The following is a 24941-nucleotide window of genomic DNA, read 5'->3' on the forward strand; positions in this document are numbered from 1 at the left end:
CGCCACCCTGGGAACCTGGGAGTAACACACATGAGAATCGTCGTCGCCCTGGGCGCAAACGCCCGGGACGGCGCGGTTCCGCCGGGATCCCGGCCGGGGCGCGGGGCGCCCGTCGCTGCGGCGGCGGACGCCCCGCGTCGCCTACCCCACAGCCCTTGGCTCCTCCCTGACCCCGACCCCGGCCGTCTGGGACGTTAGACTCACGACGTCAACAGACCACACGGAGGGGAGTACTCCCACCAACAGCGACGTCGTCATCACGGCGGACCGCGGCCACGGCCCGGCCCCCGGCGTCGCAGGCCCCCGGACCGGGACAGCCCGGGCCCGTCGGGCGGGAGGAGACCTCCGGTACCAGACCCGTACCGGAGGTACACGCAGTGGACGTCCACGCCCTGGGATGGATCGCCCTGGCGGCGATCATCCTGACCATGATCACCATTGACATCGTGGGCCATGTGCGCACGCCGCACGAGCCCACCATGAAGGAGGCCGCCTGGTGGTCGGTGGCCTACATCGCTATGGCGATCGTCTTCGGCATCATCGTGTGGAGGGTGTGGGGCCACGTCTACGGCCAGGAGTACTTCGCGGGCTATATCACCGAGAAGGCGCTGAGCATCGACAACCTCTTCGTCTTCGTCATCATCATCTCCACCTTCCGGGTGCCCCGCAGCTACCAGCAGGAGGTCCTGCTGGCCGGCATCGTCATCGCCCTGGTCCTGCGCCTCGTGTTCATCCTTGTGGGGGCCTACTTCATCGAGACCTTCTCCTGGATCTTCTACTTCTTCGGCGCCTGGCTGCTGTGGACCGCCTTCTCCCAAGCGCGTGAGGGCGTCGAGGAGCCCGATGCCCACGAGAGCGAGGAGTACCAGCCCACGGGACTGGTCAAGCTCGTCTCGCGGGTCGTGCCCATGACCGAGGGCTTCGTCGGCGGTAAGCTCGTCCACCGCCACGGCGGTCGGACGATGATCACCCCGATGCTCCTGTGCATCGTCGCCATCGGCACCGCCGACGTCATGTTCGCCGTCGACTCGATCCCCGCCATCTACTCCCTGACCAGGGAGCCCTACCTCGTCTTCGCGGCCAATGCCTTCTCCCTGCTGGGCCTGCGCCAGCTGTACTTCCTCATCGACGGCCTGCTCGACCGTCTCATCTACCTCCACTACGGCCTGGCGGCTATCCTGGGCTTCATCGGGCTCAAGCTGATCAACCACGCCCTGCACGAGAACGAGGTGCCCTTCATCAATGGCGGCGATCACGTCAATCTTGTCCCCGAGCCCTCGATCCAGGTCTCACTCGGCTTCATCGTCGTCACCATCACGATCACCGTCATCGCCTCGGTCCTCAAGTCGCGCGCCGACCGCCGCAAGGAGGAGGCCGCCGTCTGAGGTCTCGGCCCGGGGAGGGAGGCGACGTGCCACCGGCGACCAATAGGCTCCCGGCCGTGACGACCACGGAGAAGACGCTGACCGGGCTGAGCGCGGCGCAGGTCGAGCAGCGCGTCCAACAGGGCCTGACCAACGCCTATGAGGAGAAGACCTCCCGCAGCGCCGTGCAGATCCTGCGCGCCAACGTTCTGACGATCTTCAACGGGATCCTGGGCAGCGCCCTCGTGCTCATCCTCATCGTCGGGCACTGGGCGGACGCGCTGTTCGGTTTCGTCCTGCTGCTCAACACCGCCACCGGCACCATTGCCGAGATCCGTGCCAAGCGGGCGCTGGACCGGCTCGCGGTCCTCGAGACCCCCCGGGCGCTCGTCCTGCGCGAGGGCAGACGCCAGGAGGTGGAGGTCGGGCAGGTGGTTCTCGACGACGTCGTGCACCTGAGCACCGGCCAACAGGTCCCGGCCGACGGCGAGGTGCTCGTCAGCAACGGCCTGGAGATCGACGAGTCGATCCTGACCGGGGAGTCCCGGCCGGTGCGGCCCGGCCCAGCCGACCGGGTCCTGTCGGGCACCACCGTGACCGCGGGCAGCGGTCTGTTCCGCACCACGGCCGTCGGCGCCGATGCCTACGCCCACCGCCTGGCCCGAGAGGCCCGCCGGTACTCCCTCGTGGTCAGCGAGCTCCAGGCAGGCACCAACCGGGTCCTGCACTGGATCTCCTGGGCCATCGTTCCTGTGGCTCTGCTCCTTGTGTGGTCCCAGCTGCGGCAGGCCGGCGGGATCGACCAGGCCCTGGACTCGGGCGCCTGGCGCGTGGCCCTCGTTGCCGGCATCGCCGGGGTCGTGGGCATGGTCCCCCAGGGACTGGTGCTGCTGACCTCGGTCAATTTCGCGACGGCGGCCCTGAGCCTGGCGCGCAGCAAGGTCCTTGTCCAAGAGCTGCCGGCCGTCGAGGTCCTGGCCCGCGTCGACGTCCTGTGCCTGGACAAGACCGGGACGATCACCACCGGCCGCATCCGGCTGGGGGAGGTCCAGGCGCCCACCGGCCCGGCGGACCGCCGGCCCGACCCCCAGGCCATCACCGCGCTGGCCGTGCTCACCGGGGGACCGGAGCCCAACCCGACCGCTCAGGCCATCGCCGATGGTCTGAGCGAGCTGGCGCAGGCCGGCCCGGGCGAGTTCCGCCGGGCCCTGGACAACCGCCCCGGACAGGGCGTGACCGCTGTGCCCTTCTCCTCACGCCGCAAGTGGTCGGCGGTGCGCTTCGAGGGGCGCACCTGGGTGCTGGGCGCCCCCGAGATCGTGCTGGCGGCGGCCGAGGACGGCCGCCCGGTCCTCGAGCGGGTCCAGGCGCTGGCCGCTCAAGGGGTGCGGGTGCTGGCACTGGCCTGTTCGCCCCGGCCCTGGCAGGAGGGCGGTCAGGACGGGGGTGACGACACGGGCGAGGACCCGGACGGGAGCGCGCGCGGGGCCCGTGACCACGTGCTTCCCCCCGGCCTGGAGGTGGCCGCCCTGGTCACCCTGGCCGAGGAAGTGCGGCCCGACGCGGCCCAGACCCTGGCCTACTTCCGTGAGCAGGGCGTCGAGGCCAAGGTCATCTCCGGGGACAACCCGGCCACCGTGGCCACCGTGGCCCGGCGCGCCGGTGTGCGGGCCCCCGATGGCGGCGAGCTCGTGGCCCTGGACGCGCGTGAGCTGCCCACCCAGGCTGATGATCCCGAGGACCTCGAGCGCCTCGCCCGCGCCCTCGAGGGCGCCAGCGTCCTGGGCAGGGTGACGCCGGAGCAGAAGCGGGCCCTCGTACGCGCCCTGCGCTCGCGCGGACACGTCGTGGCGATGACCGGCGACGGCGTCAACGACGCCCTGGCGCTCAAGGACGCCGATCTGGGCATCGCCATGGGCAATGGCGCCCCGGCCACGAAGGCCGTGGCGCGCCTAGTGCTGCTCAGCGGGGAGTTCGCCGCGCTCCCGGGGGTCGTGGCCCAGGGCAGGCGGGTCATGGCCAACACCGAGCGCGTTGCGTCCCTGTTTCTGGCCAAGACCGTCTACGCCACGCTTATCGCCGTCGTCGTGGCCGCCACCGCGATCTCCTACCCCTTCTTGCCGCGGCAGCTGACGATCGTGTCCTCCCTGACCATCGGCATCCCCGCCTTCATCCTGGCCCTGGCACCCAGCAGTCGCCGCTACCGGGCGGGGTTCTTGCGGCGAGTCCTGCTCATGGCGGTGCCCGCGGGCATCGTGGCCGGGGTGGCGACCCTGGCCGTGCACACCTGGTTGACGGCCGTCGGCGCCCACGATGAGCAGGTGACCACCGGGGCGACCCTGGTTCTGGTTGCCGCCGGCCTGTGGCTGCTGACCCTGACGGCGCGTCCCCTGCTGGGGTGGCGGCTCGGGCTCGTCCTGGCCATGGCCGGCGCCGCCGTGCTGGGCGTGGTGGTTCCGGCGGTGCGCTCCTTCTTCCTCCTGGCCTGGCCCACGCCCGGGGTGTGGTGGATCATCCTCATTGTCGCGGCCTCGGCGGTCGGCGGGATCGAGATCGTCCACCTCCTGCGCGGGCGCCTGGTCGCTGGCGGCTCTACTGAGCGGCACTGAGCACGCCGATGACCGGGTTCCACTCCCGGGGCAGGCGCTCGGCGATGAGCCCCGCCTGCTGGAAGGGGTCGTCGGCCAGGAGTGCCAGGGCGTCGGCGGCGTCCTCGGCGCGCACGATGATGAGGGCGTCGTGGGTTCCCACATAGGGGCCGGCCGCCAGAAGCCGGCCACGGTCGGCCAGTGCGGCGTTGAAGGCCCGGTGGGCCGGGCGCACCCGGTCCAGCTCCTCATCTTGGTCGGTGACGTAGCGGTACTCCACGGCGTAGATCGTGCTCATGGCGCCAGCCTACGGGAGCGCCCGTTTCCCCGGGGCGCTCGGAGTGGTCAACGCCTCCCCGACGCATGTCGAACAGGTGTTTGAAGGCGCCCCCGCCGCGCCTAGACTCATACCCCGTGAACGACTCACTCATCATCCGCGGCGCCCGGGAGCACAACCTCAAAGGGGTCGACCTCGACCTCCCGCGCGACGCGATGATCGTCTTCACCGGCCTGTCGGGCTCGGGCAAGTCCTCCCTGGCCTTCGACACCGTCTTCGCCGAGGGCCAGCGCCGCTACGTCGAGTCCCTGTCCTCCTACGCCCGGCAGTTCCTCGGGCAGATGGACAAGCCCGACGTCGACTTCATCGAGGGGTTGAGCCCGGCGGTGTCCATCGACCAGAAGTCCACCTCGCGCAACCCGCGCTCGACGGTGGGCACGGTCACCGAGGTCTACGACTACCTGCGCCTGCTCTATGCCCGCGCCGGGATCCAGCACTGTCCCGAGTGCGACGCGGTCATCGCCTCCCAGACCCCCCAGCAGATCGTCGACCGGGTCGGCTCCATGGAGGAGGGTACCCGCTTCCAGGTCCTGGCGCCGGTGGTGCGCGGGCGCAAGGGCGAGTACTCCGAGCTGTTCACCGAGCTGCAGTCCCGCGGCTTCACCCGGGTGCGCGTCGACGGTGAGACCCACCGGCTGGCTGAGGTGCCCGAGCTGTCCAAGAAGCTCAAGCACGACATCGAGGTGGTCGTCGACCGCCTCGTCGTGCGCGAGGGGATGCGCCAGCGGCTGACCGACTCGGTGGAGACGGCACTGGGCCTGGCCGACGGGCTGGTCATTATCGACCTCGTCGACCGTGATCCCGACGACCCCGACAGGGAGCACCGCTACTCCGAGAAGCGGGCCTGCCCCAATGAGCACCCCCTGTCCCTCGACGAGGTCGAGCCCCGGACCTTCTCCTTCAACGCCCCCTACGGGGCCTGCCCGGCGTGCACCGGCCTGGGCACGCGCCTCGAGGTCGACCCCGAGCTCGTCGTCCCCGACGAGGAGCTGACCCTGGCCGAGGGCGCCATCGCGCCGTGGGCGGGCCACCAGGCCTACTTCACCCGCCAGCTGGCGGCGCTGGGCGAGGAGCTGGCCTTCGACGTCGACACCCCCTGGCAGGCCCTGCCACGGCGTGCCAAGGAGGCGATCCTGCGGGGCAAGGACTACGAGGTGCGGGTCAAGTACCGCAACCGCTGGGGGCGGGAGCGCACCTACTCCTCGGGCTTCGAGGGGGTCCTCGACTACGTCAAGCGCAAGCACGCCGAGACCGACTCCGACTGGTCCCGGGAGCGCTACGAGGCCTACATGCGCGAGGTCCCGTGCCCGACCTGTGCCGGCACCCGGCTCAAGCCCGAGGTCCTGGCCGTGCGGGTGGGGGACCTGTCGATCGCCCAGCTGTGCGACCTGTCGATCGCCCAGGCCCGTGACCTGCTGTCCGGCCTCGAGCTGAGCGGGCAGGCCCGCAGGATCGCGGCGAGCGTCCTGACCGAGATCAACACCCGCCTGGGCTTCCTCGTCGACGTCGGCCTCGACTACCTCAGTCTGTCCCGCGGCGCCGCGACCCTCTCGGGCGGTGAGGCCCAGCGGATCCGGCTGGCCACGCAGATCGGCTCGGGGCTCGTCGGCGTGCTCTACGTGCTGGACGAGCCGAGCATCGGCCTGCACCAGCGGGACAACATGCGCCTCATCGAGACCCTCGAGCGTCTGCGCGACCTGGGCAACACCCTCATCGTCGTCGAGCACGACGAGGACACGATCCGTGCCTCGGACTGGATCGTCGACATCGGGCCCGGCGCGGGGGAGCGGGGCGGGGAGGTCGTCTACTCCGGTCAGCTCGCCGGTCTGCTTCAGGCCCCGGCCTCCATGACCGGCGACTACCTCGCCGGCCGTCGGCGCATCGAAGTCCCCGCCACGCGCCGCCCCCGGGCCAAGGGCCGCGAGCTGACGGTGGTGGGCGCCCGGGAGAACAACCTGGACGACGTCACCGTGACCTTCCCCCTGGGGGTGCTCACCGCCGTGACCGGAGTCTCGGGGTCGGGCAAGTCCTCGCTGGTCAACGCCATCCTCTACCGGGTGCTAGCCAACCGCCTCAACCGCGCCCGGGCGGTGCCCGGGCGGCACCGGACGGTGCGCGGGCTGGAGAACCTCGACAAGGTCGTCCACGTCGACCAGTCGCCCATCGGCCGCACGCCGCGCTCCAACCCGGCGACCTACACCGGGGTGTGGGACCACATCCGCAAGATCTTCGCCGCGGTGCCCGAGTCCAAGGTGCGCGGCTACACCCCGGGCCGCTTCTCTTTCAACGTCAAGGGCGGTCGCTGCGAGGCCTGCAAGGGCGATGGCACCCTGCGCATCGAGATGAACTTCCTGCCTGACGTCTACGTCCCCTGCGAGGTCTGCGACGGCGCCCGCTACAACCGGGAGACCCTGGAGATCCGGTACAAGGACAAGACGGTCGCCGACGTCCTGGACATGACGATCAGCCGGGCCGCCGACTTCTTCTCGGCCACCCCCGTCATATCCCGCCACCTCAACACCCTGGTCGAGGTCGGCCTGGGCTACGTGCGTCTGGGCCAGTCCGCCACGACCCTGTCGGGAGGGGAGGCGCAGCGGGTCAAGCTCGCCACCGAGCTCCAGCGCCGCTCGACCGGCCGGACGATCTACGTCCTGGACGAGCCGACGACGGGCCTGCACTTCGAGGACATCCGCAAGCTCTTGTCCGTGCTTCAGGGACTGGTCGACAAGGGCAACTCGGTGGTCGTCATCGAGCACAACCTCGATGTCATCGCCAACGCCGACTGGGTCATCGACATGGGGCCCGAGGGCGGGCAGGCGGGCGGCACCGTCGTGGCCACCGGCACTCCCGAGCAGATCACCCAGGTCCCGCAGTCGCACACGGGCAGGTTCCTGGCCCAGGTGCTCGACGGCCGCTGAGGGGGCGAGGTTGCTCGACCGGCGGGCCGGTCGGCTTCGTCACCTCCGCTCGTCGGGCGGGGCGAAGCGCGACTCCTCGGGTACCGGACCGGCGGTGGGGGTGCCCGGACCGGCGGTGGGATGCTGCGGGACGATGAAGCCGTAGGCGCTCGAGGTGGTTGAGGCGCCCGGGGTACCCGGGGTGCTCGGTGCTGTCTTCTTGGCGGGCGAGGCCTCCATGCCCGCGGCGGTGTCGGCCGCCTTGTTGTAGGCCAGGGACAGCAGGAAGCACACCACTCCGGCCAGGGCCAGGGCCAGGACACGGGTGATCGAGTTCTGCGAGCCGATGTCGAGGGTTGCCAGCTTGAGGACCGCGACCATGACGAGCGTCAGGCCGTAGTGGCGCAGGGCCGTGGCCCGGAGTCTGAAGCCGCTGACGATGCACAGTGCCCCGGTGCTCAGCACGACAATGGTCATGAGCACCGAGCCGGAGTCCAGGCCGGACAGCGCGATGACCGACCACCATACGAGCACGGTCGGCAGCCCGGCGATGGCCAGTGCCGCCGGCCCCTGACGGATCCAGGGCATGAGGAGCCTGGAGGCCAGGACGCCCAGCGCCAGGGCGACGACGGTCAGCAGCGCCGTCCACTCCTTCGACCACGCCCCGTCGGCGCGGGCCATGACGTACAGGGAGCAGGTGCCTGCCAGCACCCATCCGACCCAGGCCCGGGCCTCGTCGGGCTCGGGATGCCCGGGGCCGACGGCGGGCGGGCCTCCGGTGAGCCGGCCGGTCAGGAGACCGCGCACCGTCAGATCCGGTGCGAGCAGCCCCAGCAGGAGCAGGATGGCGACGATCACGCCGCTGGCCAGGGCGTGCATCTCCGCGGCGGTGCTCGACGGGACGAGGGCGGCCAGCAGCGGTGGCACGACGAAGATGAGGTCGGCCATGAGCAGCCAGGCCGGGGCACGCATGAGGCCGGGGTCGGCCGGCTGTCCATGGCGCAGGGCCAGCGTCTCCAGGCCGACCGTCGCCGCAACGAGCACGACGAGGCCGACCAGGCCCCACGCGACCTGGACCGCGGTCCCCTCCACGGTCGCCAGGGCGACCATCCCGGCCCCGGAGGTCACCGTCATCGCCAGGACGCGCCCCTCGAAAACGGCGGGGGCGGCTGCCAGCGCGAGCAGGGCGATCGCCTGCGCGAACAGCCCGGGGTCGACCAGCACAGCGATGAGGCCCAGGGCCGCGGTGGTGCCCAGTGCCATGACGGCGGTGCGCCTCCGCCAGCCCTGCGGCCCGGGGGACACGAGGAGGGCCAGGGGCGGGAGCGCGGTCAGGGACAGGCAGGCGGCGGCGGTACCGGTGCCTTGCCCGGCCGGCCCGACGGTGTCGAGGACGATGATGGCGGTCAGCACAAGGACGGCTCCGACCGCCACCCAGTCGGCTCCGGCCCATGACTGGAAGCCCGAGGCCCACAGGATCCGGCTGGAGTGGAGGAGCTGGACGATCAGGAGCAGCTCGAGGCCGAGCACGAGGCCGATGGCCAGGTAGGTCGAGCTTTCCGTCAGCGGCCCGACGGGAGTGAGCAGGACGGCCATGCCGGTCACCACCATGGAGGTGGCCGGGTACCAGGCGGCCAGAGGCGCCGTCTTGTCGGGCCGGCTCAGTGCCGCGGCAATGGCGGCCAGCGCTGCCACGTAGGCGCAGGTCAAGAGCCACGTGCGGGGAGCGGCCGCGGGGTCCTGGGCCTGCCAGGCGGCGAAGGACACGGTGACCAGCGCGCCGATGGTCGAGATGACGGCGGTGAAGATCTGGGCGGTCACGCGCGACAGGACCAGGAGGGCGGCCGCCCACAGCGCCATGAGGGCGAAGGCGGGCGCGACCGGGATGAGTCCGTCGAGCAGGACGGCGCCGATGATCGCCACGAAGCCCAGGGCCCCGCCGGTGCCGGTCAGGGTTGCCGCGGCGACGCGGAGGGAGGGCCGCGACACCGAGAGCAGTGCCCCCGAGCCGACCAGGAGCAGCGCAGCCAGCCCCAGTGTGCCGATCTTGACGGCGTCGGGGATGGAGTCCCACACGAGGGCGATCAAGCTGACCCCGGCCAGCACGACCAGGAGCGCAGCCGCCCCTGACAGCAGGAAGCGTGCGACGGAGCCGTCCACGGTCCGAGCGGGTCCTTGCTGCGGCGCCGGTCCGGGCAGGGGCGGTCCTCCGGGTGCCCGCCCCTGCCCCACCTGTCCGACGGGCGGTGCCCCCGCCGCCGGTTGGGCGCGTTGTGCCGCATGGGCTGTGGGGGAGGTGGGCCGGGGGTCCCGTTCAACCGAGGGCCGGTCCGGCTGGGGGTCCTGCACCACCTGGGGCGGGGCCGCCTGGGAGCCCCCTTTGGCCGGAGGCCGGGCCGGCGCCGCCGGCGCTGTGGCGGAGGCGGGACGGTGTGCCGAGGGTGTGGCAGCGGGCCGCTGCCCGCTGGAGGGGACGGCGCCAGGCGCGACCCGCCTGGCGATCCAGTCGATCTTGCGCTCGAGAAGGTCGAGCCGGGCCAGCACCTCGGCGGTGCCGTGCGGGTCGCGGAGATCGGTCGGGGACATGGCGCCTCCATCCTGCGAACGGAATCTGCTCACACATCATCTCAGATGCTGGAGCGCCATGCATGGGTAGTAGTCCCATGTGGATAAGTCAGGAGGCGACACCCCGAGAAGTCAAACAGAAACGAACAGAGAACGAACAAAATAGGACATTTACGCCCATCGTCGGTTAGCCTCGTGCCATGAGCGACAACGGACTGAGCGCCGCCCGGGACAAGATGCGTCGGGCGGGTGTAACCCCTGAGGCCATCGAGGTCTTCACCCACTACTACAGGTCCCTCGAGGCCGGTGCCACCGGCCTGATCCCGGAGGAGACGATCGAGCCGCTGACCGACATCCCCTCCATCGAGGACGTCGAGGCCGACCAGGCCCGGGATCGCGAGGCACTGGCCCGGACCGTCCTCATCAAGCTCAACGGCGGGCTGGGGACCTCGATGGGCATGGACCGGGCCAAGTCCCTCCTGCCGGTGCGTGACGGCCGGAGCTTCCTCGACCTCCTCGTCCAGCAGGTGCGTGCCGCTCGCGCCGCCCACGGAGTCAGCCTGCCGCTGGTGTTCATGAACTCCTTCCGCACCCGCCGCGACACCCTCGAAGCGTTGGCCGCCTACCCCGACATCGAGGTTGACGGCCTGCCCCTGGACTTCCTGCAGAACCGCGAGCCCAAGCTCCGCGCCGACGACCTGACGCCAGTGACCTGGCAGGCCGACCCCGAGCTCGAGTGGTGCCCGCCGGGGCATGGGGACATCTACACCGCCCTCGTGGCCTCCGGGGTGTTGGACGCCCTCATCGAGCGGGGGTACCGCTACGCGATGACCTCGAACTCCGACAACCTCGGTGCGGCGCCCTCGGCGCGGATCGCCGGGTGGTTCGCCGCCTCGGGGGCCCCGTACGCCCCGGAGATGTGCCGTCGCACTCCCGCGGATGTCAAGGGTGGTCACCTGGCAGTGCGCAAGTCCGACGGACGGATCATCCTGCGGGACACCGCGCAGACACCGCAGGACCAGATGCACTACTTCACCGACCAGTTCCGCCACCCCTACTTCCACACCAACAACCTCTGGTTCGACCTCGAGGTCCTACGCCGGACCCTGACCGAGCGCGGCGGCATCCTCGGCCTGCCCCTCATCAGGAACCTCAAGACCGTCGACCCCGCCGACCGCGACTCCACCCCGGTCATCCAGATGGAGACGGCCATGGGTGCAGCCGTCGAGGCCTTCGAGGGAGCCACGGCCATCGAGGTCCCGCGCAGCCGCTTCCTGCCGGTCAAGACGACCAACGACCTGCTACTCGTGCGCTCCGACCTGTATGAGGTGGGTGAGGACGGGCTGCTGCGGATGGTGGGCGACCAGGCCTGCACGGTCGACCTCGACCGGCGCTACTACGCGACCGTCAAGGACTTCGAGGCGCGCTTCGCCCAGGGGGTGCCCTCCATCCGGGCCGCGAGGACGCTGACGGTCCGAGGGGACTGGAGCTTCGGCGCCGACGTCGAGGCCACCGGTGACGCCCAGGTGGGTCCCGACGGCGCGCCCGGCCGCGTGCCCGACGGGGCTCGGATCTGAGGAGCCGGCTCCTCGCTCGCCCCGGAACGGGGCGACAGCGCAGGAGGCGAGGCGGACGGCAGCGGGCCCGGACCATTGTGGTCCGGGCCCGCGCACGCTGTGGGCGATACTGGAATCGAACCAGTGACCTCCTCGGTGTGAACGAGGCGCTCTAACCCCTGAGCCAATCGCCCGGCGTGGGGACAGGCTAACCAGGCGGGGGTGCGCGCGGCAAATGCCGCTCCGGTGAGGTGGATCACCGCGGTGTCATTTGCCAGGGCGGCGGTGGGCGGTGTTATGGTTTCCCAGCACCGACCAGGTCCATGGTTCTCATGAGAGTTCTCGAGCTCTCAGGCAGCGCCGTGGAGCGATGGTCATCATCATGCGGATGTGGCTCAGTTGGTAGAGCATCACCTTGCCAAGGTGAGGGTCGCGGGTTCGAGTCCCGTCATCCGCTCCGAGGAGCCGGGAGCAGCCCCAGCATCTCACTGGTGGGTTGGCCGAGAGGTTAGGCACCGGCCTGCAAAGCCGTTGACACCGGTTCGAATCCGGTACCCACCTCGGGCGATTGGCGCAGCGGTAGCGCGCTTCCCTGACACGGAAGAGGTCACTGGTTCGATCCCAGTATCGCCCACCAGCGCGGGTGTGCCCGCGCCACCTCCCCGGGCCTCGGCCCTTAGCGCTGGGCCGGGTCGATCAGCCCCAGACGCCCGAAGGCCATAGCCAGGCCGTCGTCCTCTACCGCACCGGTCACGAAGTCGGCCGCCGCCTTGACCTCGGCCGAGGCGTTGCCCATCGCCACACCGACCCCACTGCGGCGCAGCATGCCGATGTCGACCGCCGCGTCCCCCAGGCAGACCGTGTCCTCCAGCCCGGTCCCCAGGTGAGCGGCGAGCACCTCCAGGGCGTGCTCCTTGGACACCCCGGGCACGCCGACGTCGCCGAACAGCGCCTCGTGCCCCCGTCCGCCCCACGACCCGTGGCGCAGGTGGGGGAAGGCCTCCCGGGCAGCCTCCAGGTCCGCCGGCCCCGAGAACGCATAGCTGATCTTGTTGACGTCCGTACGCACAAGGTCATCGGTGTCGATCAGCCCGTGGAGGACCGTGTCGACGTCCTGCGGCCCCAGGTCGGGCGCGACGCCGTCGCCCCCGGCCATGTAGGCCCTGATGGCGGGAAGCGCCGCCCGCCGGAAGCCGGGGGAGGGGTACAGCCCCGAGTTGGCCTCGAGGTAGAAGGCCAGCCCCCGGCCTGTCAGCCAGTCCACAAGCGCGGCGCAGTCCTGTGCGCCCAGGCTCCGGTGCATGACGACGGCGCCCTCGTGCTCGACATAGGCGCCGTTGGCGCAGACCATGCCGTCGAAGCCGATACCGGCGATCGACTGCGGCATCTCGGCCTTCGAGCGTCCCGTGGCGGGGTAGACCCGGTGGCCCCGACGGCGCGCGGCATGGATGGCGGTGACGGCGGAGTCGGGCAGCTCGTTGGTGTAGGTGACCAGAGTGCCGTCGACGTCGACCAGGACGACTCGAGGACGCGAGACGGGACTCATGGGACGACCCTAGATGACTCAGTCCCAGGGGTGGGGGACACGGGCCGGGGTCACCAGTCCAGGACCCTCCCCCTCGGCCAGGGGACGGGGCTGGGGCGCGGACTCGCCCACCGATCCCGGGACCCACCGGCTCTCTTGGGATCGATTATCTAGGCTGTCGCCCATGGCCGACCCCTCGACGTACCGCCCCGCCCCCGGCGAGATCCCGACGTCTCCCGGGGTCTACCGCTTCTTGGACCCCGAGGGCCGGGTCATCTACGTCGGCAAGGCCAAGAACCTGCGCGCCCGCCTGTCGTCCTACTTCCAGGACGTCGCCGCGCTGCACCCCCGCACCCAGACGATGGTGACGACCGCCTGCGCCGTGGAGTGGACGGTCGTGTCCACCGAGGTCGAGTCCCTGGCGCTCGAGTACTCCTGGATCAAGGAGTTCAACCCCCGCTTCAACGTCATGTACAAGGACGACAAGTCCTACCCCTACCTGGCGGTCACCATGGGGGAGGAGTTCCCGCGCGCCCAGGTGGTGCGCGGGGCCCGCAGGCCCGGCACCCGCTACTTCGGCCCCTTCGTCCAGGCGTGGTCGATCCGCGAGACCCTCGACCACCTGCTGCGCGTCTTCCCCATCCGCTCCTGCTCCCCGGGTGTCTTCCGGCGGGCCGCCGCCTCGGGCAGACCCTGCCTGCTGGGCTACATCGACAAGTGCTCGGCGCCCTGCGTGGGCCGGATCGACCGGGCCGCCCACCGCGAGCTGGCCGAGGACTTCTGCGCCTTCATGGCCGGGCGCACCGGCCCCTACCTGCATGACCTGGAGACCCGGATGCAGGCGGCCTCCCAGCAGCTGGAGTTCGAACGCGCCGCCCGCTTGCGTGACGACGCCGAGGCGCTGCGCAAGGTCATCGAGCGCAACGCCGTCGTCCTGCCCGACGCCACCGACGCCGACGTCTTCGCCCTGGCCTGGGACGAGCTGACGGCAGCCGTCCAGGTCTTCCACGTCCGCGGAGGCAGGGTGCGCGGCCAGCGGGGGTGGGTCATCGACCTCATCGAGGACGCCACCCAGGCCGAGCTCATCGAGCGGCTCCTCCACCAGGTCTACGCCGAGCTGCCCGACCCCGCCGACGACCACCGGACCGCCGGAGGCCACGACGCCCCCCGCTCTGGCCCGACCACGTCCCTGGGCGTGGGCGGGCGCGCGCCATCCAGCCCGGCCCAACGCTCCGGTCCCAGCGGGGCCCGGTTGCCGCGCGAGGGCGAGACCGGGGCCACCAGCGTCGACGACGTCGTCCATACCGCCACGACGGCGGTGCCCCGCGAAGTCCTCGTGCCGGTCCTGCCCGAGGACGCGGCGGCCGTCCAGGACTGGCTGACCGGGCTGCGCGGGGCGCGCGTCGAGCTGCGGGTCCCGCGGCGCGGCGACAAGGCCGCGCTCATGGACACGGTGCGCCGCAATGCCGAGGAGGCGCTGCGCCTGCACCGCACGCGCCGGGCGAGCGACCTCACCCAACGCTCGGCGGCACTCGAGGAGTTGGCCGAGGCGCTCGATCTGCCTGAGCCCCCCTTGCGCCTGGAGTGCTTCGACATCTCCCACACCCAGGGCGCCCACCAGGTCGGCTCCATGGTCGTCTTCGAGGACGGAGCCCCGCGCAAGTCGGACTACCGCCACTTCGTCGTGCGTGGCCCGCAGGGTACGGGCGCCGCCGACGACACCGCCGCCATGCGTGAGGTCCTCCAACGGCGCCTCCGACGGCTCCCGGCCGATCCGGGGGCGGCCGCCGGCGCGGATGCCGGGACCGAGGGCGCCCAGGAGGAGGTGGGCCAGGAGGACCTCATCGTCTCGGGGCCGGTCGACCCGGCCACCGGCAGGGCTCGTCGCTTCGCCTACGCCCCCGGCCTCATCGTCGTCGACGGCGGCCTGCCCCAGGTGGGCGTCGCCCGCTCGGTCATGGACGAGCTGGGAATAGACATCCCGGTGGTGGGGCTAGCCAAACGGCTGGAAGAGGTGTGGGTCCCCGGCGAGGAGTTCCCCGTCGTGCTGCCCCGGGGCTCGGCGGCCCTCTACCTCCTCCAGCACCTGCGTGACGAGTCCCACCGCTTCGCCATCTCCCACCACCGGTCCCGCCGCTCCAAGGGCATGACCCGCTCGGCCCTCGACGACGTCCCCGGGCTGGGGCCCGCGCGCCAGGCGGCGCTGCTCAAGGCCTTCGGCTCGGTCAAGCGCCTGCGCGCCGCCACCGTCGAGGAGATCGCGACCGTCAAGGGGATCGGCCCGGCCCTCGCCGCGACCGTCGTCGCACACCTCAGCCCGGGCGCCGACCCGCCCGCCTGAGCCCGCAGCCCGTGGGCCAACGGCGCCCGGCCAGGCAGCTGGGGTGTCACAATCGGCCAGTGACGATCCTGCGGGTGTTCAACAACAACGTGGTGCTGGCGCGCGATGAGCTGGGCCGTGAGGCGGTCCTGACCGGCAGGGGCATCGGCTTCGGTGCCCGCCCCGGGCAGCGCGTCGACACCGCGCTGATCGCCCGCCGCTACGTTCTGGCCCAGCAGGCCGAGAGCCTGGGCGAGGTGCTGGCCGGCATCCCCCTGGCGCGCATCGCGCTGATCGAACGGGTCTTCCTGGCCGCGGCCCGCGAGCTGGGAGGGCGCGTCCCCGCCTCGACGATCGTCGCGGTCATCGACCACGTCAGCCAGGCCATGGAGCGGGTGAGCCAGGGGGCGAACATGGATTACCCCCTGCGGGCGGAGGTCGCCCACCTCCACCCCGAGGAGCTGGTCCTGGCCGAGCGCATGGTCGACGAGCTCAACGCTGCCCAGGACATCCAGCTTCCTGCGGGGGAGGCCTACGCCTTGGCCCTCCACCTGTTCACCGCCGCCGTGGGGGCCGCCTCGACCCGCGAGGCGGTGGCTCAGTCCCGGCTCATCCGCCAGGTCATGGAGCTGCTGTCCTCGGCCTACGGGCCGGGCTTCGACACCGGCTCGGTCAACGCGGCGCGCTTCGCCACCCACCTGCGCTACTTCCTGGCCCGGGCCCGCACCGCCCAGGTCGAGGACGGCACCGCATCGGTCATCGCCGGGGCGCTGCGCGAGGACCGGCCGCACGCCTACCAGGTGGCGCTGCGTGTCAAGGGCCTGCTCGAGCTGCGCCTGGGCATCTCGGTGTCCGACGACGAGCTGGCCTACCTGACCATGCACGTCGCCAGGCTCGAGGCCGGCATCGGCGCGGGAGACTGATGCCGAGCCGCGCCACGGCGCGAGATACGCCTGCGGGAGGCCCGGTGCATGCGATGCTTGGCACATGGACGCTCAGGACAGCCCGCACGACTCCCGGCGCGAGCGCACGCGCATCGCCCTGGAGGACACGGTGCCCGAGGGCATCCCGGCCATCGACGAGGCCGCCCCGCAGGTGCCCCCTGCCCAGCGTCCGGAGATGATCATCGTCACCGGCATGTCGGGCGCCGGCCGGTCTCGGGCGGCGATGGCCCTGGAGGACCTCGACTGGTATGTCGTGGACAACCTGCCCCCGCAGCTGCTGCCCGCGCTGGCCGGCATGATGACGACCGTCGGCGCCGGCGTCCACCGCCTGGCCGCGGTCGTGGACGTGCGCAGCCGGGACTTCTTCGCCAGCTTCATGAAGTACCTCGGCGAGTTGCGGGAGACCGGCGTGACCGTGCGCGTGATCTTCCTGGACTCCTCGGACGCCTCGCTCATCCGGCGCTTCGAGTCCTCCCGGCGCCCTCACCCCCTGCAGGGCACCGGCTCGATCCTCGACGGCATCCAGCACGAGCGCACGCTGCTGGCCGGCCTCAAGGCCTCGGCGGACGACGTCATCACGACGACCGACTACTCGGTCCACGACCTGGCCCGCCGGGTGCGCGAGCTCGTGGCCACCGAGTCCGACCTCGCCCTGCGCGTGACCGTCATGTCCTTCGGCTTCAAGTACGGCCTGCCCCTGGACGCCGACCACGTCGTCGACGTGCGCTTCATCCCCAACCCCTACTGGGTCTCCGAGCTGCGCCACCTGACCGGGCGCGACGCCCCCGTGGCCGACTACGTCTTCCGCCAGGACGGGGCGACGGCCTTCATCGACGGCTACGCCGACCTCATGATCCCGGCGCTGCCGAGCTATGTCGACGAGCTCAAGCCCTATGTCACGATCGCCGTGGGCTGCACAGGCGGCAAGCACCGGTCGGTGGCCTCCGCCGAGCGCATCTCGGCGCACCTGCGCGCCGCGGGCTTCAAGGTCTCCACCCAGCACCGGGACCTGGGCCGGGAGTGAGGCGCCATGGCACGGGCGAAGAACGAACGACGGAGGGCGATGCACCGATGAGCAACCACGCCACCATCGACTCCTCGGGCTGGCCGCGTCGCGGGGCGGAGGGTCCCGCCGTCGTCGCCCTCGGAGGGGGGCACGGCCTGTCGGCGACGCTGCGGGCGCTGCGTCACGTCTCCCACCGGTTGACCGCCGTGGTCACCGTCGCCGACGACGGCGGCTCCTCGGGCCGGTTGCGCGACGAGTTCGGCTGTCTGCCCCCCGGTGACCTGCGCATGGCCCTGGCCGCGCTGACCGACGACTCCGAGTGGGGTCTGACCTGGCGCGATGTTCTTCAGCACCGCTTCGCCGGTGCCGGGGAGCTCGATAACCACGCCCTGGGCAACCTGCTCATCCTGGCGCTGTGGCAGCTGCTCGACGACGAGGTCGCCGGGCTGGCCTGGGTCGGGCGGCTGCTGGGCATCCACGGACGGGTCGTGCCGATGAGCGCCTCCCCGCTGGTCATCGAGGCCGATATCGTCAACGGCACGGACCGTCGGCGCGTGTCGGGCCAAGTCGCCGTGGCCACGACCCGGGGCAGGATGGAGAACGTGGGCGTGGTCCCCGCTGACGCCGACGCCCACCCCGAGGCGGTGCGGGCCATCGACGAGGCCGACTGGGTGGTCCTGGGGCCTGGCTCCTGGTACACCTCCGTCCTGCCGCACCTCATCCTGCCGGCGATGCACCGCTCGCTGGTCAGCACCCCCGCCCGCAAGGCGGTCGTGCTCAACCTGTCCGAGCAGACCGGTGAGACCGAGGGGATGAGCGCCGCCGACCACCTGCGGGTTCTGGCCGAGTACGCTCCGGACCTGCGCCTGGACGTCGTCATCGCCGATCCCTCGGCGGTGGAGGACATCGAGGACCTCCAGGGGGTCGCCCAGGGCCTGGGCGCCGTGCTCGTCCTGCGCCAGGTGCGCACGAGCGAGACCCTGTGCCACCACGACCCCCTGCGCCTGGCGGCCGCCTTCCGCGACGCCTTCGACGGGGCCGTCGGCGATGTCGGGGACACCCGGCCCGCACACGACGAGCACCCCGCCCGACCCTGACCGACCCAACCCAGGAGCATCTGCCATGTCGCTGACGGTGACCGTCAAGGACGAGCTCGCGCGCGTGACCTCCGACAACGCCGCCCAGAGGCGTGCCGAGGTCGCCTCCCTGCTGCGCTTCGCCGGAGGCCTCCACATCGTCTCCGGCCGCATCGTCGTCGAGGCCGAGCTCGACCACGGGGGGACGGTTCGCCGCCTCCACCGCGACCTCAAGGAGCTGTACAACATGGACCCAGAGGTCCTCGTCGTCCAGGCGGGGTCCCTGCACCGGGGCAGCCGCTACGTCCTGCGCGTGGTCGACCGGGGCAAGGACCTGGCCCGCCTGACCGGCCTGGTCGACGGCCGCGGGCGCCCGGTGCGCGGCATGCCCGTGGCGGTGGTCCAGGGCGGACGCAACGCCGCCGCGGCCGCCTGGCGGGGCGCCTTCCTGGCCCGCGGCTCCCTGACCGAGCCCGGGCGGTCCTCGGCGCTGGAGGTCACCTGCCCCGGATCGGAGGCGGCCCTGGCCCTGGTCGGAGCCGCCCGCCGCTTCGACGTCTCAGCCAAGGCGCGCGAGGTCCGCGGGGCCGACCGCGTCGTCGTGCGCGACGGCGAGGCCATCGGGGTGCTGCTCCACCGCATGGGCGCCCTCGAGGCCTTCGCCGCCTGGGGGGAGCGGCGCTCGCGCCGCGAGACCCGGGGAACGGCCAACCGCCTGGCCAACTTCGACGACGCCAACCTGCGCCGCTCTGCCCGTGCGGCCGTCGCCAGCGGGGCCAGGGTCGAGCGCGCCTTCGAGATCCTGGGCGACGACGTCCCCGACCACCTCGTCCAGGCCGGACGCCTGCGTGTGGAGCACAAGCAGGCCTCCCTCGAGGAGCTTGGCCAGCTCTCCGACCCCCAGCTGACCAAGGACGCCGTGGCCGGACGCATCCGCCGCCTGCTGGCTATGGCCGACAAGCGCGCCCACGAGCTGGGTGTGCCCGACACCGAGTCGGTCCTCACCCAGGACATGCTTGACCTGTGAGCCCCTGGGCATGGGACGAGGGTCCCGGGCCGGTGTGAAAACGTGCGTCATACACCATCGACGGCCTCACCGGGGCCGGATGTGTTCGCCGCTGGCGTGCCCGGCCCTCGCATGTGACCGTCGCGTGAGGCTAGACTCACTCGTGCCGGAACGAGAAGGATCCGTCCCGCCCGGACCGGAGCACACCTGGTGTGCGAAGAGCTACGAATACGTGCGCCTTGAGCGGCGCACTAGGAGGACACAAAGTGACCACCCGCGTTGGTATCAACGGCTTCGGTCGTATTGGCCGCAACTTCTTCCGCGCCGCCCTGGAGCAGGGTGCGGACATCGAGGTCGTGGCCGTCAACGACCTGACGGACAACAAGACCCTCGCCCACCTGCTCAAGTACGACTCCATCCTCGGCCGCTTCGACGGCGAGGTCACTTACGACGAGGACGGCATCGTCGTCAACGGCAAGCACATCAAGGTGCTCGCGCAGCGCAACCCCGCCGACCTGCCCTGGGGCGAGCTCGGTGCCGACGTCGTGGTGGAGTCCACCGGCTTCTTCACCGACGGTGAGAAGGCCAAGGCCCACGTCGACGGTGGCGCCAAGAAGGTCGTCATCTCCGCCCCGGCGAAGAATGTCGACGGCACCTTCGTCATGGGTGTCAACGAGGGCGACTACGACAGCGCCACGATGACCATCGTGTCCAACGCCTCGTGCACCACCAACTGCCTCGCCCCGCTGGCCAAGGTCCTCCACGAGAACTTCGGCATCGTGCGCGGCATTATGACGACGATCCACTCCTACACCGGTGACCAGCGCGTCCTGGACGCCCCCCACGGTGACCTGCGCCGCGCCCGGGCGGCCGCGCTCAACATGATCCCGACCAAGACCGGTGCCGCCCAGGCGGTGGCTCTCGTCCTGCCCGAGCTCAAGGGCAAGTTCGACGGCCTGGCCGTGCGCGTCCCCACCCCGACCGGCTCGCTGACTGACCTGACCTTCCAGGCCGAGAAGGAGGTGTCGGTCGACGCCGTCAAGGCCGCCGTCAAGGCCGCCGCCGAGGGCGACCTCAAGGGCATCCTTGCCTACACCGAGGACCCGATCGTCTCGACTGACATCGTGGGCGACCCGCACTCCTCGATCTTCGACGCCAACGAGACCAAGGTGATCGGTGACCTCGTCAAGGTCCTGTCCTGGTACGACAACGAGTGGGGCTACTCCAACCGCCTCGTCGAGCTGACCGCCTACATCGGCGAGCGCCTCTGAGCCGGCTCCCGAGCACGATGCTCCCATGACGCTGCGCCCGCGCACGCCCCGGCGTGCGCGGGCGCAGTCCGTCAGAGGCGTCGGCCGGCAGCCGCCGCCACCAGCCGGTGCCCGCGCCGGCACGTCCCACCCAGCCACCACCCCCGACCGATAAGAGGCATTCGTATGAAGACCATCGAGTCCCTGGGCGACCTCAAGGGCAAGCGCGTCCTGGTCCGCTCCGACTTCAACGTCCCGCTGGACGCCGACAAGAACATCACCGACGACGGCCGCATCCAGGCGGCCCTCCCGACCCTGCGCACCCTGCTCGACGCGGGCGCCAAGGTCGTCATCGTCGCCCACCTGGGTCGTCCCAAGGGCGAGGTCAACCCCGACTACTCCCTGGCCCCGGTCGCCTCCCGCCTGGCGGAGGTCGCCGGTGTCAGCGTCACGCTGGCCGAGGACACCGTCGGCGAGTCCGCCAAGGCCGCCGTGGCGGCCATGGGCGACGGCGAGATCGTCCTGCTGGAGAACGTGCGCTTCAACGCCGCCGAGACCTCCAAGGACGACGCCGAGCGCGAGGCCTTCGCCGCCGAGCTGGCCGCCCTGGCCGACGTGTTCGTCTCCGACGGCTTCGGTGTGGTCCACCGCAAGCAGGCCTCGGTCTACGACGTCGCCAAGATCCTGCCCTCGGCCGCCGGCCTGCTCGTGCTCAAGGAGATCGAGTCCCTGGGCCGGGCCATCTCCGACCCCGAGCGCCCCTACACCGTCGTGCTGGGCGGCTCAAAGGTCTCCGACAAGCTCGGCGTCATCGCCAACCTCCTGTCCAAGGCCGACCGCCTCATCGTCGGCGGCGGCATGGCCTACACCTTCCTCGTGGCCCAGGGCCACGAGGTGGGCACCTCCCTGCTCGAGGCCGACCAGGTCGAGACGGTCAAGGGCTACATCGCCACCGCCAAGGACAACGGCGTCGAGCTGCTCCTGCCGGTGGACACCGTCGTCGCCCCCTACTTCGGCGCTGACGCCCCGGCCACGGTCGTGGCCTCCTCGGCCATCCCGGCCGACCAGATGGGCCTGGACATCGGCCCCGAGACCCGCGAGATCTTCGCCAAGGCGATCGCCGACTCCAAGACGGTCGTGTGGAACGGTCCCGTGGGCGTGTTCGAGTTCGAGGCCTTCGCCGAGGGCACCAAGGCGGTGGCCAAGGCGATCTCGGAGTCCGACGCGTTCTCCGTCATCGGCGGCGGCGACTCCGCGGCCGCCGTGCGCACGCTGGGCTTCGACGAGTCCACGTTCTCTCACATCTCCACCGGTGGCGGCGCCTCCCTCGAGCTCCTCGAGGGCAAGGTCCTGCCCGGCATCGCTGTCCTGGAAGGCTGACACACTCATGACCAACCGCATCCCGCTCATGGCGGGCAACTGGAAGATGAACCTCGACCACCTCGAGGCCAACCACCTCGTCCAGGGCCTGGCCCTGGCGCTCAACGACGCGGGGCACGACTACACCAAGTGCGAGGTCGTCGTTATCCCGCCCTTCACCGACATCCGCACCGTCCAGACGATCGTCGACGCCGACAACCTCGGCATCAAGTACGGCGCCCAGGACGTCTCGGTCCACGACAACGGCGCCTACACCGGTGAGATCTCCACGGCGATGCTCACCAAGCTCGGCGTCACCCACGTCGTCATGGGCCACTCCGAGCGCCGCGAGTACCACGGCGAGTCCGACGCCCTCGTGGGGGCCAAGGCCCGCAAGGTCCTCGACGCCGGCATGACGCCGATCCTGTGCTGCGGCGAGGCCCTCGAGGTCCGCAAGGCCGGCACGCACGTCGAGTTCGTCCTGGCCCAGGTCCGGGCCGCCCTGGAGGGATGGACCGGCGAGGACGTGGCCAAGATCGTCATCGCCTACGAGCCGATCTGGGCCATCGGCACCGGTGAGACGGCCACCGCCGAGGACGCCCAGGAGGTCTGCGGTGCGATCCGCGAGGCGCTGCGCGCCGACTACGGCGACGCGACCGCCGACGCGGTCCGGGTCCTGTACGGCGGCTCGGCCAAGCCCGACAACATCAAGGAGCTCATGGCTCAGCCCGATGTCGACGGTGCCCTGATCGGCGGGGCCTCCCTCAAGGCGGAGTCCTTCGCCGCGATGGCGGGCTTCTACGCCTGAGCCGGCGCACCCGCGCCCTCGGCGCTGCGACGTGATCGAGACCGGGGCCCGGCCACCTCACACAGGAGGCGGCCGGGCCCCGGGGCGTTCATCGGGTAGAGTCCGGGGCGGACGGGGCGCCAGGTCGCCCCATGCCTGACCCCGGGGCGGCCCGGCCGGGGCCGTACGACGACGAAGGGAACGACGGCATGGACGTGCTGCGCATCATCCTCCAGGTGCTCCTGGTCCTGACGAGCTTCTTCCTCATCATGTCGGTGCTCCTGCACAAGGGCAAGGGAGGCGGGCTGTCGGACATGTTCGGTGGTGGCATCTCCTCCTCGGCGGGCACCTCCGGTGTTGCCGAGCGCAACCTCGACCGGATCACGGTGGGGGTCGCTCTCGTGTGGACCGCCACCATCATCGGGCTCGGTCTTCTTGCCAAGCTCGTCTGAGCAGCCCCTTCCGGCGAGCTTGGACCCGCGGGGCGGTGCGGCCGAGCGGGCCCTGAGCAGTTACCTCGCCCACCTGCGGGTCGAGCGGGGGCTGAGCCCCAACACACTGGCCGCCTACGAGCGCGACCTGACCCGCTACCTCGCCTTTCTCACCGCGCGCGGGATCACCGACCCGGCCGGCGTGGGGGAGCAGGACGTGGCCGCCTTCCTCGAGGCGCTGCGCACCGGGGCCGACGGGGGGCGCCCCCTGGCCCCGGCTTCTGCCTCGCGCACGGTCACGGCCGTGCGCGGGTGGCACCGTTTCCTCCACGAGGAGGGGGCCACGGCGCTGGACCCCTCCGCCCAGGTGCGCCCGCCCCAGGTCGGGCGCCGCCTGCCCAAGGCCCTGACCGTCGAGGAGGTGAGCCGGCTCCTGGAGTCGGTCGGCCACGAGGACACCCCCGAGGCCCTGCGCGACCGCGCCCTGCTCGAGGTCCTCTACGCCACCGGGGCGCGCATCACCGAGGCGGTCTCCCTGGCCGTCGACGACCTCGACCCCGAGGCCGGCTGCCTGCGGCTGTTCGGCAAGGGCCGCAAGGAGCGGCTCGTGCCCGTGGGCCAGTACGCCTGGAAGGCGCTCGATGCCTACCTCGTGCGCGGCCGCCCTGTGCTGGCCGCCAGGGGGACGGGATGCGCCGAGGTCTTCCTCAACACCCGCGGACGCCCCCTGTCCCGCCAGTCCGCCTGGATGGTGCTGCAGCGGGCCGCGGCCGGCGCGGGCCTGGACGACCCCTCGGGGCAGCGGCGGGTCTCGCCCCACACCCTGCGCCACTCCTTCGCCACCCACCTGCTGTCGGGCGGGGCCGACGTGCGCGTCGTCCAGGAGATGCTCGGGCACGCCTCGGTGACGACCACCCAGATCTACACGCGCGTGACCGTCGACCACCTGCGCGAGGTCTACGCCACGAGCCACCCGCGCGCCCAGGGCTGAGGCCCCGGACTGGCCCGTCCCGGCGTCGACATCCGGGTCGAGTGAGGCGTTGTCGATTAGGCTGCCCGCGTGAACGACTCCAACCAGCCCGGCATGATCGACCTCCCCGACATCGTCGTCGAGGACAAGGTGTTCCCTGAACCCGCGCCGCTGGAGTCCCATGGTCCGGCGCGCGTCATCTCCATGTGCAACCAGAAGGGCGGGGTCGGCAAGACGACGACCACCATCAACCTGGGCGCCGCCCTGGCCGAGTACGGGCGCAAGGTGCTTGTCGTCGACTTCGACCCCCAGGGCGCGGCCAGCGCCGGACTGGGGATCAACGCCAACGAGCTCGACACCACCATCTACGACCTGCTCGTGGCCTCCCGCCCCGACGTGCGCACCGTCATCCTGCCCACCGGCGTGCCGGACCTGGACATCGTCCCGGCCAACATCGACCTGTCGGCCGCCGAGGTCCAGCTCGTCAACGAGGTGGCCCGCGAGCAGGCCCTCACCCGGGTGCTGCGCCCCGTGCTGGACGACTACGACATCATCCTGGTTGACTGCCAGCCCTCGCTCGGCCTGCTGACCATCAACGCGCTGACCGCCTCGCACGGGGTCATCATCCCCTTGGAGACCGAGTTCTTCGCCCTGCGCGGGGTCGCCCTGCTCGTCGAGACCGTCGACCGCGTGCGCGACCGTCTCAACCCCCGCCTGCAGATCGACGGGATCCTGGCCACGATGGTCGACCAGCGCACTCTGCACTCCCGGGAGGTGCTCGAGCGGCTCGAGGACGCCTTCGCTGAGCAGCTCTTCGACACTCGCATCCGGCGCACCATCAAGTTCCCCGACGCCTCGGTGGCCAGCGAGCCCATCACCTCCTACGCCCCGGGGCACGCCGGCGCCGAGGCCTACCGGCGCCTGGCGCGGGAGATTATCGCCCGCGGTGATGTCGCCTGA

Annotated in this window: 18 protein-coding genes and 4 tRNA genes; 18 read left to right on the plus strand and 4 right to left on the minus strand. The window is 71.3% G+C overall.

What is annotated here, in order from left to right; genetic code table 11:
- The first annotated feature begins 377 nt into the window (after positions 1–377).
- Positions 378–1385 (plus strand): TerC family protein, encoded by a 1008-nt coding sequence (locus tag Q4C85_RS08200; protein WP_303141213.1) that lies wholly within the window; start codon positions 378–380, stop codon positions 1383–1385.
- Between the two features lie 56 nt (positions 1386–1441).
- On the plus strand, positions 1442–3973 hold the full coding sequence (locus Q4C85_RS08205) for a cation-translocating P-type ATPase (protein WP_303141215.1): 2532 nt from the start codon (positions 1442–1444) through the stop codon (positions 3971–3973).
- On the opposite strand, the gene Q4C85_RS08210 is transcribed toward Q4C85_RS08205, so the two are convergent.
- A complete protein-coding gene (locus Q4C85_RS08210) occupies positions 3957–4250 on the minus strand; it encodes a YciI family protein (protein WP_303141217.1) in 294 nt (97 codons plus the stop codon). The genes Q4C85_RS08205 and Q4C85_RS08210 overlap by 17 nt on opposite strands.
- Positions 4251–4366: 116 nt before the next feature.
- Here Q4C85_RS08210 and uvrA point away from each other — a divergent pair, with 116 nt between their 5' ends.
- Positions 4367–7207, plus strand: coding sequence for an excinuclease ABC subunit UvrA (gene uvrA, locus Q4C85_RS08215; protein WP_303141219.1), 2841 nt, complete (start codon positions 4367–4369; stop codon positions 7205–7207).
- Between the two features lie 39 nt (positions 7208–7246).
- On the opposite strand, the gene Q4C85_RS08220 is transcribed toward uvrA, so the two are convergent.
- The gene (locus Q4C85_RS08220; protein WP_303141221.1) at positions 7247–9346 is read right to left on the minus strand and encodes a DUF2339 domain-containing protein; all 2100 of its coding nucleotides are present in this window, start codon (positions 9344–9346) and stop codon (positions 7247–7249) included.
- A gap of 605 nt (positions 9347–9951) precedes the next feature.
- Between Q4C85_RS08220 and Q4C85_RS08225 the strand changes: the two genes are divergently transcribed.
- A complete protein-coding gene (locus Q4C85_RS08225; RefSeq protein ID WP_303141223.1) occupies positions 9952–11328 on the plus strand; it encodes a UTP--glucose-1-phosphate uridylyltransferase in 1377 nt (458 codons plus the stop codon).
- 100 nt (positions 11329–11428) lie between these two features.
- Here the strand turns inward: Q4C85_RS08225 and Q4C85_RS08230 are convergent.
- Positions 11429–11501, minus strand: a tRNA-Val gene (locus tag Q4C85_RS08230).
- 190 nt (positions 11502–11691) lie between these two features.
- On the opposite strand from Q4C85_RS08230, the gene Q4C85_RS08235 reads away from it, so the two are divergent.
- From Q4C85_RS08235 to Q4C85_RS08245, 3 genes are all read left to right on the plus strand, one after another.
- Positions 11692–11764: transfer RNA gene (locus Q4C85_RS08235), tRNA-Gly, on the plus strand.
- Positions 11765–11797: 33 nt separating this feature from the next.
- Positions 11798–11868: transfer RNA gene (locus Q4C85_RS08240), tRNA-Cys, on the plus strand.
- A 1-nt stretch (position 11869) separates the two neighbouring features.
- Positions 11870–11944, plus strand: a tRNA-Val gene (locus tag Q4C85_RS08245).
- Between the two features lie 39 nt (positions 11945–11983).
- Here Q4C85_RS08245 and Q4C85_RS08250 read toward each other — a convergent pair.
- Entirely contained in the window at positions 11984–12853 is an 870-nt protein-coding gene (locus Q4C85_RS08250) for an HAD family hydrolase (protein WP_303141225.1), read from the minus strand.
- Positions 12854–13016: 163 nt separating this feature from the next.
- On the opposite strand from Q4C85_RS08250, the gene uvrC reads away from it, so the two are divergent.
- The 11 genes from uvrC (at position 13017) to Q4C85_RS08305 (ending at position 24941) form a co-directional block, all read left to right on the plus strand.
- Positions 13017–15173, plus strand: a complete 2157-nt coding sequence (gene uvrC, locus Q4C85_RS08255) for an excinuclease ABC subunit UvrC (RefSeq protein WP_303141227.1) — start codon at positions 13017–13019, stop codon at positions 15171–15173.
- Positions 15174–15232: 59 nt separating this feature from the next.
- Positions 15233–16075, plus strand: a complete 843-nt coding sequence (locus tag Q4C85_RS08260) for a PRD domain-containing protein (protein ID WP_303141229.1) — start codon at positions 15233–15235, stop codon at positions 16073–16075.
- Positions 16076–16139: 64 nt separating this feature from the next.
- Positions 16140–17120: an RNase adapter RapZ gene (rapZ, locus tag Q4C85_RS08265; protein WP_303141232.1), complete on the plus strand. Its 981-nt coding sequence runs from the start codon at positions 16140–16142 to the stop codon at positions 17118–17120.
- Between the two features lie 47 nt (positions 17121–17167).
- Entirely contained in the window at positions 17168–18199 is a 1032-nt protein-coding gene (gene yvcK, locus Q4C85_RS08270) for a uridine diphosphate-N-acetylglucosamine-binding protein YvcK (RefSeq protein WP_303141234.1), read from the plus strand.
- Between the two features lie 25 nt (positions 18200–18224).
- A complete protein-coding gene (whiA, locus tag Q4C85_RS08275; protein ID WP_303141236.1) occupies positions 18225–19205 on the plus strand; it encodes a DNA-binding protein WhiA in 981 nt (326 codons plus the stop codon).
- A 245-nt stretch (positions 19206–19450) separates the two neighbouring features.
- Positions 19451–20455, plus strand: coding sequence for a type I glyceraldehyde-3-phosphate dehydrogenase (gene gap / locus Q4C85_RS08280; protein WP_303141239.1), 1005 nt, complete (start codon positions 19451–19453; stop codon positions 20453–20455).
- 165 nt (positions 20456–20620) lie between these two features.
- Positions 20621–21814, plus strand: a complete 1194-nt coding sequence (pgk, locus tag Q4C85_RS08285; protein ID WP_303141241.1) for a phosphoglycerate kinase — start codon at positions 20621–20623, stop codon at positions 21812–21814.
- A 7-nt stretch (positions 21815–21821) separates the two neighbouring features.
- Complete coding sequence (gene tpiA / locus Q4C85_RS08290) at positions 21822–22601, plus strand: triose-phosphate isomerase (protein ID WP_303141243.1); 780 nt, start codon at positions 21822–21824, stop codon at positions 22599–22601.
- A gap of 188 nt (positions 22602–22789) precedes the next feature.
- The gene (gene secG / locus Q4C85_RS08295; RefSeq protein ID WP_303141276.1) at positions 22790–23032 is read left to right on the plus strand and encodes a preprotein translocase subunit SecG; all 243 of its coding nucleotides are present in this window, start codon (positions 22790–22792) and stop codon (positions 23030–23032) included.
- Positions 23016–24002, plus strand: coding sequence for a site-specific tyrosine recombinase XerD (gene xerD / locus Q4C85_RS08300; RefSeq protein ID WP_303141245.1), 987 nt, complete (start codon positions 23016–23018; stop codon positions 24000–24002). Before secG ends, xerD begins: the two co-directional genes overlap by 17 nt.
- 69 nt (positions 24003–24071) lie before the next feature.
- A complete protein-coding gene (locus Q4C85_RS08305; RefSeq protein ID WP_303141247.1) occupies positions 24072–24941 on the plus strand; it encodes a ParA family protein in 870 nt (289 codons plus the stop codon).

This window comes from Actinomyces sp. (assembly GCF_030524025.1).
Taxonomy (GTDB): Bacteria; Actinomycetota; Actinomycetes; order Actinomycetales; family Actinomycetaceae; genus Actinomyces.

Bases quoted from the DNA above. Each gene is read 5' to 3' on its own strand.
- Q4C85_RS08210 (WP_303141217.1), bottom strand. From the start codon at position 4,250: ATGAGCACGATCTACGCCGTGGAGTACCGCTACGTCACCGACCAAGAT.
- Q4C85_RS08225 (WP_303141223.1), top strand. From the start codon at position 9,952: ATGAGCGACAACGGACTGAGCGCCGCCCGGGACAAGATGCGTCGGGCG.
- Q4C85_RS08250 (WP_303141225.1), bottom strand. From the start codon at position 12,853: ATGAGTCCCGTCTCGCGTCCTCGAGTCGTCCTGGTCGACGTCGACGGC.
- uvrC (WP_303141227.1), top strand. From the start codon at position 13,017: ATGGCCGACCCCTCGACGTACCGCCCCGCCCCCGGCGAGATCCCGACG.
- rapZ (WP_303141232.1), top strand. From the start codon at position 16,140: ATGGACGCTCAGGACAGCCCGCACGACTCCCGGCGCGAGCGCACGCGC.
- yvcK (WP_303141234.1), top strand. From the start codon at position 17,168: ATGAGCAACCACGCCACCATCGACTCCTCGGGCTGGCCGCGTCGCGGG.
- whiA (WP_303141236.1), top strand. From the start codon at position 18,225: ATGTCGCTGACGGTGACCGTCAAGGACGAGCTCGCGCGCGTGACCTCC.
- pgk (WP_303141241.1), top strand. From the start codon at position 20,621: ATGAAGACCATCGAGTCCCTGGGCGACCTCAAGGGCAAGCGCGTCCTG.
- tpiA (WP_303141243.1), top strand. From the start codon at position 21,822: ATGACCAACCGCATCCCGCTCATGGCGGGCAACTGGAAGATGAACCTC.
- secG (WP_303141276.1), top strand. From the start codon at position 22,790: ATGGACGTGCTGCGCATCATCCTCCAGGTGCTCCTGGTCCTGACGAGC.